This is a genomic window from Pseudanabaena minima str. Chao 2107 (genome assembly GCF_051131155.1).
Classification (GTDB): domain Bacteria; phylum Cyanobacteriota; class Cyanobacteriia; order Pseudanabaenales; family Pseudanabaenaceae; genus Pseudanabaena; species Pseudanabaena minima.
The window spans coordinates 4,903,943-4,919,289 of record NZ_CP159508.1 but is presented as its reverse complement, the minus strand read 5'-3'; the positions used below and the strand labels follow the sequence as shown (position 1 = coordinate 4,919,289).

At 34.3% G+C, this 15,347-nt stretch carries 12 protein-coding genes; 1 reads left to right on the top strand and 11 read right to left on the bottom strand.

Annotation, left to right across the window (positions count from 1 at the left end):
• Nucleotides 1-7 precede the first annotated feature (7 nt).
• The 4 genes from ABM313_RS22225 to ABM313_RS22210 are packed head-to-tail and all read right to left on the bottom strand — an operon-like array spanning nucleotide 8 to nucleotide 5,378.
• On the bottom strand, nucleotides 8-1,324 hold the full coding sequence (locus tag ABM313_RS22225) for a glycosyltransferase (RefSeq protein ID WP_434685302.1): 1,317 nt from the start codon (nucleotides 1,322-1,324) through the stop codon (nucleotides 8-10).
• 37 nt (nucleotides 1,325-1,361) lie between these two features.
• Nucleotides 1,362-3,296 carry an asparagine synthase (glutamine-hydrolyzing) gene (asnB, locus tag ABM313_RS22220; protein WP_434685301.1) on the bottom strand — a complete coding sequence of 645 codons (1,935 nt, stop codon included), beginning with the start codon at nucleotides 3,294-3,296 and terminating at the stop codon, nucleotides 1,362-1,364.
• A gap of 8 nt (nucleotides 3,297-3,304) precedes the next feature.
• Nucleotides 3,305-4,480: a glycosyltransferase gene (locus ABM313_RS22215; RefSeq protein ID WP_434685300.1), complete on the bottom strand. Its 1,176-nt coding sequence runs from the start codon at nucleotides 4,478-4,480 to the stop codon at nucleotides 3,305-3,307.
• Entirely contained in the window at nucleotides 4,473-5,378 is a 906-nt protein-coding gene (locus ABM313_RS22210) for an NAD-dependent epimerase/dehydratase family protein (RefSeq protein ID WP_434685299.1), read from the bottom strand. Before ABM313_RS22210 ends, ABM313_RS22215 begins: the two co-directional genes overlap by 8 nt.
• A gap of 766 nt (nucleotides 5,379-6,144) precedes the next feature.
• On the opposite strand from ABM313_RS22210, the gene ABM313_RS22205 reads away from it, so the two are divergent.
• Entirely contained in the window at nucleotides 6,145-7,077 is a 933-nt protein-coding gene (locus tag ABM313_RS22205; protein WP_434685297.1) for a class I SAM-dependent methyltransferase, read from the top strand.
• A 260-nt stretch (nucleotides 7,078-7,337) separates the two neighbouring features.
• On the opposite strand, the gene ABM313_RS22200 is transcribed toward ABM313_RS22205, so the two are convergent.
• The 7 genes from ABM313_RS22200 to ABM313_RS22170 form a co-directional block, all read right to left on the bottom strand.
• Nucleotides 7,338-8,528 (bottom strand): hypothetical protein, encoded by a 1,191-nt coding sequence (locus ABM313_RS22200; protein ID WP_434685296.1) that lies wholly within the window; start codon nucleotides 8,526-8,528, stop codon nucleotides 7,338-7,340.
• A 101-nt stretch (nucleotides 8,529-8,629) separates the two neighbouring features.
• Entirely contained in the window at nucleotides 8,630-9,550 is a 921-nt protein-coding gene (locus ABM313_RS22195) for a hypothetical protein (protein WP_434685295.1), read from the bottom strand.
• A 42-nt stretch (nucleotides 9,551-9,592) separates the two neighbouring features.
• Nucleotides 9,593-11,023: a lipopolysaccharide biosynthesis protein gene (locus tag ABM313_RS22190; RefSeq protein WP_434685294.1), complete on the bottom strand. Its 1,431-nt coding sequence runs from the start codon at nucleotides 11,021-11,023 to the stop codon at nucleotides 9,593-9,595.
• Nucleotides 11,024-11,062: 39 nt separating this feature from the next.
• Complete coding sequence (locus ABM313_RS22185; protein WP_434685293.1) at nucleotides 11,063-12,388, bottom strand: glycosyltransferase; 1,326 nt, start codon at nucleotides 12,386-12,388, stop codon at nucleotides 11,063-11,065.
• On the bottom strand, nucleotides 12,385-13,167 hold the full coding sequence (locus ABM313_RS22180; RefSeq protein ID WP_434685292.1) for a class I SAM-dependent methyltransferase: 783 nt from the start codon (nucleotides 13,165-13,167) through the stop codon (nucleotides 12,385-12,387). Before ABM313_RS22180 ends, ABM313_RS22185 begins: the two co-directional genes overlap by 4 nt.
• Entirely contained in the window at nucleotides 13,167-14,441 is a 1,275-nt protein-coding gene (locus ABM313_RS22175) for a hypothetical protein (protein ID WP_434685291.1), read from the bottom strand. The genes ABM313_RS22180 and ABM313_RS22175 overlap by 1 nt, the downstream gene beginning before the upstream one ends.
• Nucleotides 14,442-14,466: 25 nt before the next feature.
• A complete protein-coding gene (locus ABM313_RS22170; RefSeq protein WP_434685290.1) occupies nucleotides 14,467-15,297 on the bottom strand; it encodes a methyltransferase domain-containing protein in 831 nt (276 codons plus the stop codon).
• Nucleotides 15,298-15,347 lie beyond the last annotated feature (50 nt).

The following is a 15,347-nucleotide window of genomic DNA, read 5'->3' as shown; positions in this document are numbered from 1 at the left end:
ATATCAACTATTTTATTAGCGTCTTAGCAAAATATATGTAACTCCCGATAATTTCTTCCAGCATTTTATTTGCTAATGCTTCTCTTGTATATTGTTGTAATACTTCTTGTCTCGGTGAATATTCAAGGCTTTCTCCATTGATTAATTTTTTAATAGTATCGGCGATCGCTTCTACAGATTCCCCCAATAAGATACCAGTTCCAGATTCTTGAATTAATCTCCCTGCTGCTGTCTCTAAACTAGCACCAATTCCTAGGATGGGCTTACCTGAAAACATATACTCAAATATTTTTCCAGTTAAAATACCCTGCTCATTTTGATCATTCCAGTCTAGAAATATCAAAGCATCTGCATTTCTTTGTAAGGAAATTGTGATTTCTCTAGGTACAAATCCTTTAATACTGATCATATTTACTAGGCAGTATTTATTAATAATTTCATCAAGATTGCCTGTATCCCATCCATAGAATGATATTTCTAGCTTGTCTTGAATATGAGGATCTTCTTGAACTAGTAGTTTAATAGCTTGAAATAAAGGGTGTATATTTTGCCTTTGTAAATAGAGATTACCAGTATAGACTATTTTCACTTTTTGTAAAGATGAAGGTAAATTAGATAAGTTTTGACTAGTGGCAGGATATTCAAATCCATTGGCGATCGTATATACAGGTTTATTAAATCTCTTTCTTAGTTTTTCTGCTAAAGGAATAGAAACAGTTGTCATTAGATCTGCGTTCTTTACGGTTGTGTTTTCTAGATTTTTCTCAATAAGTGAGAATGGAAATTCTGCTCTTGAAAAATGATGATCATGCCATAGATCACGATAATCAGCGACCCAAAATATATTTAACTTTTTCTTTAAAGCACTGGCGACTATATGAGATGCAGGGGGACCAAAGGTACTTACAACAATATCAAACTGCCATTCTTGATAAATTGTTAGTCCTTTTTGAATTGTAGGAAATATCCAAAGATCGCTACCATAAAATAAAGAGCCTGCACCAATAAATTTCCGAGTATTGATTAATATTTTTCTGAGAAGTGGATATAGAGAGAACCATTTGTTTTTTGTCTTGGTTTGAGGTTTTATAGTTGTTTCAGGGCGTGATAGTAAGTACTTAACCCCTTCAATTCTCACGCTTCCAGAAATATCACTAGATAACTGAGTCTGTAAGTTTTGATTTTCAGTTTTGGCAGTGGTTAAAACACAAACATCATGTCCAGCCCTACTCCAGTACTTAGCCCATGATAATGGTCTTAAGGTCGCAATCATCGCCATGTTATTTTCGGGAGGGAAGTAGTGAGCAATGATCAATATTTTCATGAATTTAAGTTTGTTTAGATAAAATCAATAAAGCCAACTAATTAAAATCAATATCAAATTGTTCAGCCCATTTAATTAGGTTTACCCAGCGCCAAATCCTAAAATTAAATACACTTTTACCAATTAACATATTTTGCCAATCTTGTTCTATTCCCACTAAATTTAACATTGGCATCTGTTTTGCGATGTCACTAGAAAGGTTTTTTTCAACCCAAGGACGTAAGAGTTTTAACCATTTTTGTTCAGGTGTAGCAAAGCCGATTTTATCTTTGCGATCTAAGATTTGGTCTGGCACAATTCCACGCATGGCTGCTCGAAAAATAGATTTGCTAGTACCATCTGGAGCGATAATATATTCTTCGGGTAACGTAAGCATAAATTCTGCTAAAACAGGTGTTAAAAATGGCACACGGCTTTCAATGGAGAAATTCATGGAATTACGATCTTCATAGCGTAAAAGCATGGGTACGCTGGTTGTGGTGAGGGTTTGATAGAGAAACTCGCGCAATAAATCATTATTAGAACCTTGAGCAAAAATGCTTGGGGTAACGCCTTGATCGGCAAACCATTTGTAATTAGTAGTAGCGATCGCTGTAGCTTGATTGGGTAATAGTCGCTTAATTGCCCGTTTGATTTTACTAGGTAATAAACTTCCTGCTAATCCTTGCAAGATATTTACATCAGGGATTTTGGATGTATGCCTGATAAATTGTAAGCTTTCTAGATATTTTCTTTGTTTGATTAAAGAAGCAAATCGCATTGGTAAGCAGGAACGGTAGCCAGCGAGCAGTTCATCGGCTCCTTGTCCATCTAGCATGACTTTGATGCCATGCTGTTGAGCTAATTTAAAAACGCGATATTGAGCATAGATACTGGTACTGCCAAAGGGTTCATCTTGAGCAAGGATTAGTTCTTCTAAGTCAGCTACTAATTCTGTGGATGTGGCATGGACTTTATGGGCAGTGGTTGCACAGGCGTTTTGAATTATATCTACCCATTTTTCTTCACAAAATACTGGATCATCAGCAATATAACTGAAGGTATGGATTTCTAGGTTTGGCTCTAAGTAACGCATTGCCGAAACGATCGCCGAGGAATCGATACCACCAGAGAGGGCTGCTCCAACAGGGACATCACTGCGTAAATGTAGTTGTACGTTTTCGAGAAATAGGTCACGCAGTTGGGTAATGGCTTCTTTATAGGAAAGTTGCGATCGCTTGTTAAGATCAATATCCCAATAACAAATCGGTTCAGCGATTTTGGGATTTTCGAGAGATAGTTCTAAGTAATGCGCGGCAGGTAATTGTTCAATTCCTGCAAACATTGTTGCTGCGCCATGATCGGTTACTCCAGAGTTTAGATAATCATAGACTCGCTGTAAATTTGCTTTGAGAGGTTTAGGGATGGCTGGTAGTAGGGCTTTGATTTCAGAAGCAAAGGAAAATTGTGTCGAATTGCGATTGTAATAAAGGGGCTTAATACCAAAGAAATCGCGGGCTAGGGTGAGTGTTTGTTTGTGGGTGTCAAGAATTGCAAAGGCAAACATTCCCACTAGGCGATTGAGAAAATTTTTGAGATTGTCTTTTCCCCAATATAAATATGCTTGCAAAAGCACTTCGGTATCTGAGTTAGAGTGAAATTTGATACCTTTGGTTTCTAGTTGCTGTCGTAGTTCTTTGTAGTTATAAATCTCTCCATTAAAGGCGATCGCATGATGGAGATCGGGGCTAATCATGGGTTGCCATCCTGCTGTGCTTAAATCCAAAATTGACAAGCGCCGATGTGCTAAGGCGATCCAACTATTTGCCAAGCTATTCGCTTCGTGAGAAGTGCATATATCTCGATCTCCACCCCACCCTGCAAAACCAAAATCATCAGATCCTCTTCTATAGATTTTTTGACTCATTTGATTGAGTATTTCTAAATCTATATCAGAGCGATTGTATTTCCAGATTCCTGCAATACCACACATACTTAGTCTTAATTTTTATCAGATTGCAGTTTTTTGGTTTGTAAGATCATTTCATATTCTTGTTTCATTCTAAAGGCAATTTTTTGAGGATCGTGCCATTTCTCAACATACAAACGGCTACGCTTGGAAATATTTTTTAATTCAGATCTACCTAATGTTAAGTAATATTCAAGAACACTAAATATAGTTTCAGGTGTAGCTTTTATAATCGGAAGATCTTTTTGCATCTCTTCAGGAATAAACTTTAAGTCTTCATCTCGAATATAACAAATCACTGGCTTGCCCAGTGCCATTAGCTCTACAGCAAGCCCACCATACCAACCTGCAAGTAGCTGATCAATCAACAGATCTGACTCACTATAAAGCTTACGAGCTTCTATATTGGACAATCCTTCTACTACGGTAAAGTTAAAGTTGATATCTTCTAGTTTTAATCTGTCAATTGCTTCAAAAATGAATCGACTTCCTTTTGCTTGTCTATGAGTTGGAGCATGAATAATATTTATAGTCCTCACACTTACATCTCTAAAATGGATGGTTTTCCAGTCATTTAAATCAATATGTGAATAGGGTAAAAATTGAGTGCGTTCAGGTAGAATATGCATCAAATCAGGATTAAGAGAAAATAAGCGATCAGCGTATTTATCAAACTGTATTATTTTCCAACGCTTAAACTTATCTGATTCATCAGAGTAATAGCCCACTTCAACTTCATTAGCAATAGTAATAGGGAAATGATTGCGACAAAAATCACCTTGGCGTACATCGTCACCTTGGAAAGTGACAACTAAACCTTTGTTGAAAAATTTAAGTAATTGAAGATCTTTTAACTCTACTAAGCGGGCATAGATTTGGTATATGTACTTAATTACATTTGGATATTTAGCTTGAGAATTATCTAATAGACTTTGGGGTAAAATTGACGTTCCAAAGTTAAAATGAATAATGTCAAAGTCTTTTAACGCTCTATATAATAGTCTCCATCGTTGAATTTCTAAATATAATCTACTAAATTTATTGGTTGTCTGATCAACTAGAATTTCATCTGTAGGGTATTGAAAATAGTTTTGTAAAAATACAACTGTCCAACTAGCTAGTCCTAGTAGCTTTTCAGCTCTAGATAATCCTTGAGGGTTTCCTCCAGTACCAGTTGGACAATGTAAAACACGAATGATCTTACTCATTATTTTGACTCTTAAATTCTTCTATCACTGAGTCTATCCCATACCAAAAGTTTACTTGAGGAACGAGCAATTCTTCTTTCATAAGAGTAATATCTCCAATCAGATTGTTTGCAGAGATAAATGGAGTTTGTTGAAGACTAAATAATGGTTTACGGTTTAATTTCTCTCCAATAATATTACTAATATCTCGTAGGCTTAAAATTTCATTTCCAGCAATATTAAATGTTTTACTACCAGAAACTATAATAGTTTTGCTTAATACACTAATAACGTCAGACACATAAATTGGATTAATTAAGATTCCATTTTTACTTTGTAGACTAATTGCAGTTTGTTTCCAAATATTTGTAACAAGACGAGGAATTAACATGCTTTTTTCTTGTCCTTTGCCATAAACAAAAAATAAACGCAAGATATCAATATCAAAATAATTGTTATAAGTATTTGCTAAGATTTCAGAGCATATTTTAGTGCCAGCGTAAAACCCTATTTTTTGAGAGGTTTCCCACGGATATCCTTCTTTAAACGGAAATTCGCCAGTTCCATACACTCCTCCTGTTGAAGCCAATACAAACTTCTTAGCTTGGGCTTTCCGTCCATAATCTAGAAGCTTTAACGTTATTTCCGTATTCACTCTGAAAATTTCTGTAGCCATCTCAGGGAATTTGCGAAAATTTCGAGATTGTGCTAGATGAATAATTACATCAACTTTTTTAGGGAGTGCATTTATATCAAACCCAGAAGCTAGATCAATCACTATGGGATGATAATTAGATATATCACTTGAGTGAGTCTCAGAACGTGTTATGCCATAAACATACCATTCATCTTCAATTAGCGACGGGATTAAATGAGAACCAATTAATCCAGTAACTCCAGTAACTAAACAAGTTTTCATGGTATTTTATTTGTGTAAAAATAAATATACTCAGTTATAATTTTCTTGTGTATAAGATTTTGTCAAATCCACAATGTTATTAGTAAACTAACGAACGTATGACAAAACGCGACTAATGAACCTTAGTAGCATGGTTATTTCATTCTGTGTTTTGTAACGAATTTAGGAGATTTCAGGCATTGTAAAGATATAACTTTTGAACCTCGAAATGATGCATTCTTGTAAATACATAAAATGTCAAAATTTAGAATGAAATAACCCTGACCTTAGTAGGCTTGTCGATTTACCAAAAAATAGTGACTTGATGTGCGATTAAAAATCTGCAAGCCATAGTTTCACTTAGGAATGAAGATTTATTAAAACAGAAATAGTTGTTCATCACGCAATAGTAAGTATAATACAGATAATCCTTAGTGGTGCAGAAAACCCTAGGCGTTTTTGAAACCCTGATCTAGCAAGGCTTTCAAAAAACAAGCAAATATAAATTTTTTGTGTAAGTGCATGTTCATAATGGCAACATCAACGAGTATAGGTTTGCAGGCTTGTCTTAAACTAGGTCTCACCATCTTATTTGATACGCCAAAAGTTTTCTGCACCACTAAGCAGATAATCAGCAAAAAATAACAGTACATTATAGATTTGTAATTGTTATAGATTTGTAATTGTTAGTTTTTTAGGCTTAATTTAGTAATAATTAGTAAATTTCCAATGTACTAGACTTTTATTAAGCGGAAATTGATATTTGTGTAAATTAAGTTCAATAACTATGTCTTTTGCCATGCTAACTTTATTAACTCTTACAAGAAAGATAATAACTAAGTTCACGAAATTGACTCCTTTTCAAAATATATATGAAGAGATCAATGTTCTGAAAGAGCAAAATAAGTTTTTGTTGTTTGAAGTTAGCAAGTTGAACGAGTTGCTAAGAGGGCAAACTTGGAAAAATAACCGAATTGATGATCAATCCATTGAGCAAACCCATGATAGTTTTGAATTTCAGTGGAGTGATATTAATACAGGCTACAAACTTCCCAGTGATACTGAGTTTATGTCGGCGATTCAAGAGAATATTTGCCTGATTACAGACTCTAATAAAGAATGGTTTAAGGGGAAAAAGATTCTTGACTTAGGTTGTGGAACAGGACGTTTTACCTATGGTTTTTTAACATTAGGAGCTAGAGTAACAGCGTGTGACCAAAGTAAAAGTGCTTTACAACAGGCACAACTACTATGTCATCAATTTGCCGACCAAGTGACTTTTAAACAGATTGATATATTAACTTGGAATGAGGAAGATTATTTTGAAATGGTCTTTTGTTTTGGTGTAGTTCATCACACAGGTAATACTTATCAAGCGATTGAAAATGCTGCCAAAAAAGTAAAGGAGGGCGGCAAATTATTTCTTATGGTATATGGATTTCCTGAGAGTCCAACTGATTTTATTGAAGTTAATACATACGAGTCTCTAAGACAAAAACTGCGAAATTTTTCCATTGAGGAAAGGAAGTATTTTCTTGAAAAAAAGTTTGGAATAGAACTTGCTCACGGTTATTTTGATGCAGTCTCACCTAAGATAAACGATCTGCTGACATTTCCAGAAATTGAAGAACTACTTAAGAGTTTTGGTTTTGCTAGTATAAAAAGAACTCTGCCAAGTCGAAATTATCGTATTATTGCAGAAAAAATAGTTGTAAACTAAACGGCATCTTTAACAATAGAGACTTAGTGGTGCAGAAAACTTTTGGCGTATCAAATAAGATGGTGAGACCTAGTTTAAGACAAGCCTGCAAACCTATACTCGTTGATGTTGCCATTATGAACATGCACTTACACAAAAAATTTATATTTGCTTGTTTTTTGAAAGCCTTGCTAGATCAGGGTTTCAAAAACGCCTAGAGTTTTCTGCACCACTAAGCAATAGAGATGACCTAAAGAGTCAAATAATAATAACGAAATATCTCAAATATGATTTAGACCAATTGTCTGATTGATTTCTGAAAGTATTCTTCCGATGGAATCAATTGAATGGTGTTTGATAACGAACTCTCTGGATTTTTGTCCAATATCTACAAGTAAATGTCTTTCTTTGTACACCTGCTCTATGGTCGATTTGATTTTAAGAGGATTACTATTTATAATGGGAACCTCATTTTCTGTAATTAAACCTGCCTGAGTATAGAGACTTTCCAAATCGTCACGTAAATAGCAAATAACTGGTTTACCCATTGACATCGCTTCCAATGCAAACATAGCGTACCAACCTACAACTAACTGATCGGCGACAATATCCACAGAGGCAATTACTTCTTTAACTTGATAATTGGGAACTCTCTCTAAGATAACAAGTTCAATATTATATCCATCTTCTTTTAGAGAATTAATAGCGTCTATAAAAAATTGTGTTCCCTTGACGTTGCGATGATTAGGCGCATGGAGAATTTTTAATTTATTAACATCTTTATGTTGATTCTCTTGATCAGAGCAACTTGGACTCCAATAGCTTGTATCTATAGAAAAATGACCAAGCATTAGTCTATTCCAGTGGTACATATAGTCCACCCAATCACAGCCACTTATTACATAATCAGCATTTTTTGTCCATCTACTAACCTGATTAGCAATTTGGACCTGCATGAGTCGATAATTGGGATAGTCAATACTCATGGTATGTCTAAAAAAAAGATTGGGTGTTCTCGTCAAATCCTGTACATCTGCACCATATGGCATTACAACTACTTTAATTCCCGCTAGTTTGTATAGATACGGCTCAAATTCTGCAAGTGGTGTTCCACCCAATGAACCACCATTAAAGTAAAGATATAAACATTTATATCGAAAAATCGACCAAATAAATAGTGCATAGCTTAAGAAAAAACGTAATTTACCATTAAGCCACTTGTCGCCTCTAATATCAAAATCTTCTGTAATAAAATAAACTTCCTGCACGAATGTTTCAGCCTTATATCCATAAGCCAACAAAGCCCGCTTATGGTAAATATTATTAATTAATGGATGAGGTCCTAATCCAATATCTACTGTCTTTTTAATGCTCCTTGAGATTAGACTTAGTAATATGAGAAATGGCAAAAATAGAATTTGTAAATAAAAAGCTATAAATGTCTTTAGTGTTTTGATGAAAAGTGTAACCACAGTAGTAATAATTTAAATTATATAGATTATAAATTTTAAGGATAATATACGATTTACTATCTCACCAAATTCGCAAATTACTTTGGTGAGATAAAAAGTCTTTATTTTGAGTAAAAAAGGGTCATAAAATCGTCAAAAACAATATAATTATAATAATTACCAGAATATGTCATATATTGCTTCGCTCTATCTAGAATCCGTTGATCTCCAGTAAAATAGAACATATTAGAAAAATAGATAAGGGGGATTTGAAATATTCTTTGATACCATTTTCGCAATTCATATTCGTTATTTGAACGATGCTCGACCCAAAAGCTAAAATCATAACTAGCATTTCTAAAAACATTTGTATTTTTTATTGTTAAGAATTCAATTTCATATTGTTGATGATTGCTAATGATATCAATTAGCTGTAATAAGGATAGTTTCTGATTTTTAGCTCTAAATATGCATTTGAAGCTTGGATCATAGATAAACCAACCTTCTATTGGATCGAAAATTTCTATAAGCGTATGTCCATCATCTAGTTGGTTCCATTCCTCCATTGTTAGAACAGCAATAACTCTAGCTTTAATATGTATCATTTGCAAAAGGTCTAAACATAAAAATGCCAAGCTCGAACATGGTAAAATAATTTTTCTATGTAATATAACTTGTTGGATCTGACGCTTATCCAAATTAATGTCTTGAGAACCATAGTCCCATATATGCGCTAACACTTTGACAATAGACGTTACATCATTCCCCGACAAAATCAATCTTTGCTCATTTATTTCATTGAGTGCATAAAATCTATATAAACCGATATCATTAAGTTCAAATAAAATATCTCTAACTTGGTAAATATTTGGCTCTATAACAATTTTATTAGGCAAATTGACTGGATTCAAGCTGGAAGAAAATCTTTCAATTGGCTGTTGTAATGGATATATACTATTTAACATCATGCCGTTACATCTATAACAGATAACAGGATTTTGTTTATGGCTGACTTTTTTTTTATGGAATAGTTTAAATAGCATTTGCTTATCGTATTATTTGTATTTGTTTGTGCATAATTAGTGTTATTTAAAGACTGTTTCTAATATTTTTTGCTGCCATAATAGCAACGTTGATATTATTATTAAAAAACTTGAAGTGAACATAGATAATGGAATATTTGATTGATATTGCCAATAACTATAAACCATAATAAAAAATATGGAAAATCCAATTAAAGCAGTTGGTATTCCCCAATTTAAAGGTAAGTTTTTTAAAACAAGTTTACCTACAAGAATCCATGACAATGTAATCCCTATCTCACCAATAAATGTTCCGTAGATTGCTCCTAAAGCACCTAGTCGAGGAATTAGCAAGATTCCCGCCAAACAGTTAACAAATAAAGCTAAACTATAAATTGGTAAAAAATAGATAGGCGTGTCGGCAATTATCGTTGTTGCAACAGCAACTAGCGATAGAGTTGAACAAGCAGCAGTCAGGCAAATTATAGGTACTAAATTAGCAACTGGTAAATAATATGGAGGATAAAGAAATGCAATAACCCATTGACCCCAAATCTCTGCTAGACAAGCAATTAAACAAAATACAATACTGATTGCGATTGCTGTTGCCTGTAGTTTTGGCAAATAGAATTTTGGGTTTTTTGTCGCTAGCCATTCTATGAGATTAGGATCCCATGTTAAGGCAAACCACTGTTTTAGTAATAGGCTAACAGATGCTACAGAGGTTGCAAGTATGAGAATGGCAACCTGATCTGGTCCCGCTAACCAACCAACTAAAAGTTTATCAGCAATGAATGAGATTGAGTATATTATCGCTCCAGGGACAAGAATAATACCGTAGCTAAACATTTTCTTAGCAAGTTTTAGGGAGAAGTTAGACAGAGAATATAAAACGATTTTAATTTTGCGAAATTCATAGAATACCCACCCAAAAGTAAGGATTTGTAAAATTGTACTGATCGAAAACATTAGGGCTAGTCTTTGATGGCTTGGAACAAAATAAATAATAGGTAAAGAAATTAAGACTCCTAAGACTTTCCCTAATAAATTAATTCGAGCAAATGCTAGTGCTTGTTGCAAAAACCTTAATAGATATAAGTACCATCCAATTAATGAGCTAGGAATTAGAGCTAATAAAAACAAAAATAGCTCTAGCTTATTAATTTGAGCATAATTTTGTAGCCATGGATGGATTAATCCAATAGTACTAAAAACTATCCACAGTGAAAAAAAACTTATTGTAGCAATAATCGTTGAGATCGATAATATTTGTTCCTTATTATCTTTACTATGTACAGAAAAAAATGGATAAGCTGAGTCCATACCTCCGTATTGGATGAGAGCGACGGTTGACCAAACTGCACCTAATAAGCCAATAGCACCATATTGCTGAGGTGTAAGTAACCGTGTGGAAATCGGGGAAGCTATCAGTCCAATGCTACGCCCCAGTAAGTCACTCACAGCATAGATTGCTAAATTTTTTCTTAGTTTCATGGTTCTATTATTGTCCGTGAAAGAGGCAAAACAAAATTATCAGTTTTTTGTTTCATCATGAAAGACTTTAAGCTGTAATTTATCGGCTAGTTGATTGATCACTACTTCTTGGCTGTGATTGCGCTTGAGCCATAGATAAGTACTAGAAGCGAGTTCATCTAAGCTGATTTGATACGTTGTAATTTTCCTCAAGATTTGATAAATTTCGTTAACATTATTTGCATTTAAAACAGGCGGTGGTTCCCAACCTTGTTTTTCAAAATTTTTAGAATTTATATACATCATGACAGGCGTGCTAAAACTCATTGCTTCTATTGCGGAACTTCCATAACTGCCCATCAGAAACTGATCGATAACGAAATCAGCCGATGCAAAAAACTTATAGAGGATAGGTTTGGAAACTACATATGGAAGAAGAGTGAATTGATTTTCCAAATTATTATGTTTAATACTTTCACGAATATCTTCGTAGTTTTTACCCCAACCAGAAGCAATGATATGTATTTTCTCCCGTTCAATTTTGCTTAACCTATTCAAAGCTTCTAGCAAGCGATCATGTCCTTTCCAATAAAAATCTAGTCTTGAAGGAATAAATCCAATAAATTCAGCTTGCGGAATTGGTAATCCCAGTCTGCTCATGAGTTCATTTAATGTTTGTCGCCGAGATTGATAGGATAGCCTCGGGTTAGCCTTTAATGGTATAGGTAAATGCCCAAATCGAGATGTTCTTAAACCTTTAAAAGCATCTCCAATATGCCCTCCTCCTCCTGTAGGATCTTGCATACCTGCGAAAACTGTTTGTCTAAATGACTGTCGTAAAAGTTCGAGTTGACTCTGGTAATAAATCCATTGGCGAAAATTTGGAGCATGGGGAGGATGCAACCCAGCTGCAGTACGAATATCTCCGCCATGTATCCACATGGCAAAAGGTTTTCCAGATAACATGGCTAAGATTTCACCTTCTATTCCACAAACTAAGAGAACATCACAGGTTTGCATCAAGAATAGAATTTTCTGCCAACGGGGTTGATATTTTAATAAATGGCGAAATAGGATTTTATGGAGCCAACATTTGATTTGAGGCTGCCCAATGCTGGTGCCTCGATGGTCTGGATCAACTATCCAGTGAGGAGATTGCCATGATTGCTGAACTTCCCAATCAGTCCATTGTTCAGATGTCCATTGAGCAGCTATAGCTACTTGTGAATAACTCAGGTTTGCAGAAACATCTTCCCATGACGGTTGACTAAATGGGTATTTATCAGTGCGATCGCGTATAAAGCAGACATCGTATCCCATATCTACAAAGGCTTTGGCAAAAACATACATGTTATTTGCCATTCCGCCATAAAAGCCTATTTTCATGATTCCTCTTTACGTTTAGCGATAACCTCGATAATCGATGTCATTCCATAAAATCTTGAGGGATAACAGGATTCGGGACGTGATTGGATTGGATTGATATTGATTTTGCCTTCTTCAGTAATGTCAATTAATTCAAAATTCATATTTATCAATTGTGACTTTAGCCACTTTCTACTGACAATACGATTACTACTTCTACCCCTTAAAGTGCGTACAGCGCTTCGGATTACTGTCTTAATCATTTGATAGTTTTTATTCCTTACGCCTATATCCCAAAGTAAATGAGCATACCAACCAGCGCTGTTTGCATTTAAATATAGTCTCCCATTTGGCTTTAAGACTCGATGAAATTCCTGTAATGTTTTCAGCATATCAGTAAACATAAATGCACCATAACAAAAAATTCCATCAAACGAGGAATTAGGATAAGGAATCTGTTCGATAGAACCATAGCGGAATACGCAGTTTTGAATATTATGGGATTTTGAGATCTCATTGGCAACGAGAAGACGCTCCATATTAATATCAATCCCTGTAATATGCTTATTTAACCCAGCTAAAGCGATCGACCATTGTCCCATACCGCAAGCGGCATCTAATACACAATCCAGATTATTAAAACCTAATGAAATTAAGTGATTGCTATAATAATCTAATGAACGATTGCTAGTAAATTCATTTTTGACAAAGCTCTTTTCATAGTCTGACAAACAATTCCATACCTCTATAGGAAACTGCCAATTTGCGATTTGAGTTTGTTTTAAGATTTCATCTTCCATTACCAAATATCCACAAGTTTTTGAATAGGAATCGTAACTGAGTATTTACCCGTTGAATCTGGACCATTGTATTCCAATTGTAAAGGATTATGTTTGAAAATTATTTCAACGGGAAGAGTAGGATCAATATAGAATGTTAAACCTTGAAAATAAATTTCAGGATCGCCAGAAAAATTATGATCGCTAATTACATAACGCTGAATTGATTCTGATGTCTCACATTTAGATATATATTTAGATGCATTTAAAATTGTATGAACATAGTTGAGACATCGATACAGTCCACATACCCATAAACGCCCTTTTTGTTTTTCCTGTTGTAAACGATAAAACGGAGCAAGAAATACTTCAGGTCTGGATTGTAAATCTTTTAATGAAGTTGGTATACACTTACCATTATTTCGAGATAAAACACCTAGATGCTGATACAAAATCGATATGCCGAGATTTTGATACATTTGACACCAGTCAATGCAATTTAGTTGATAGCTCAGAGAAGATAAATTAGGTGCATTAGCACCTGTATTCCGAAACCTTAAAAATCCTTGAAACTGAGATTGATCCTGTAATTCAATTACATCTAAAAGACGATCAATATCAAAATATAACTTGCTTGACAACTCAGGTTCAATGAATTTATTAACTCTATTTTTAATGTTTTGTAAAAATGAGGTTTTTAACTTAGGTTCTTTTATTTGTGTGACTAGGGAGTCTGTCCATATATACTCTATACCATGCTGTTTTAGTAAGTCAGCGTGATAGGCGCAATGATCGATTAAGTCTCCACAGTGATAAGAGGCATCAGCGCCAATATTTTGTATATTTTGACTGCTACCATGATTTGTAAACACTTTGAGTTTGACTCCTAATTTATCCATTACCTCATAGCATGAAAGAGCATATTCGCGGGTAAACCCTCCGATCTTATCAAAGTTACCGTAAGCATGATTAGTATCAATCCAGCCAGAACGTAAGTAGTCATGAATCGGAGATGCCCAGATTGAGGGCTTGCTATTGGGGATAGGATCGGCAAAATAAGTAAAAGTACTTTGATCAACTGAATAAAAAAATATACTTGAAGTAATTTCTAAGCCTAAACCTTGCCCCAAAATTGTTGGTTTATTAGTGTTCAAGAACTTCATAAGTGCATCAAATACTTCAAAATCAAAGTATTCAATATCGCTAGATATCGCTATTGCTCCTTCGTAGGGGTAAGGCAGCGATCGTAGATAATCAACTGATGGAGAAACAGTATAAAATCCTTGTCCTTGCATTTTTATATACTTATAAGGATTAGTTTTATATTTTTTGGGCTACTATACACATCTCGTTAGCTTCACAAGTTCTATAAACTTGCAAATTTTTAAATCCCGCTCTCTCTATAACGTTAATTAAAGAATTGAATGTAAAAGCATGATTATGAAATTTATTGTATCTTGCCACCCCAAAAATTTGCTGCTTCAAGAACCACTGCAAATATCTCTTATCAACACTTCTAATTGTTTCTTCGATAACTACATATCCATTAGGTTTTAGTATTTTATATGCTTCACGGAGCGATTGTATTGGTTTAATCAAATGATCGAGAGAAGAAACATATAAAATCATTTCAAAAATATTAGAACGAAAAGGCAGAAAATCACCATAGGCTTGAACAAAGGGAAAAGCTCTTTCCTTAATTCCTAACATGGGATCAACACCAAAAAATTTTGTCTTGGCGAATGCGTCAACTATATAAGCTGGCTTCTCTAAGAGTCCACAACCCACATCTAAAACGGAATCGTCTTTATGAATATATTGACAAATTATTTTGCTGATATCTTTCGCTGGCAGCCAATTTTCCGTTGAAAAATTTCCTTCCATACCGTCAAAGAGATAGGATTCTTCACCTATAGATTGAACAATTTTCCAAGCTTCTAGATGTCGTTTCCCATACATCTTCAAAATCTGCGATTCTTGAACCAACATAATAGGAATATTATTATGAATTGGATAGAAAATTTCTTTAGATATGAAATGTTCATAACTTGGTGAAATTTCCAATGGTTCATGGGTAATCGGATCACCTATAACTTTAATTAAAGCTTCTAATTTTGAATTGCTTTGTGATATATTTAAATTCTTTTCCATGTATTTTACTGATTTAGAAATATAAAGACTATGGAAGTGTCTTGATGTGA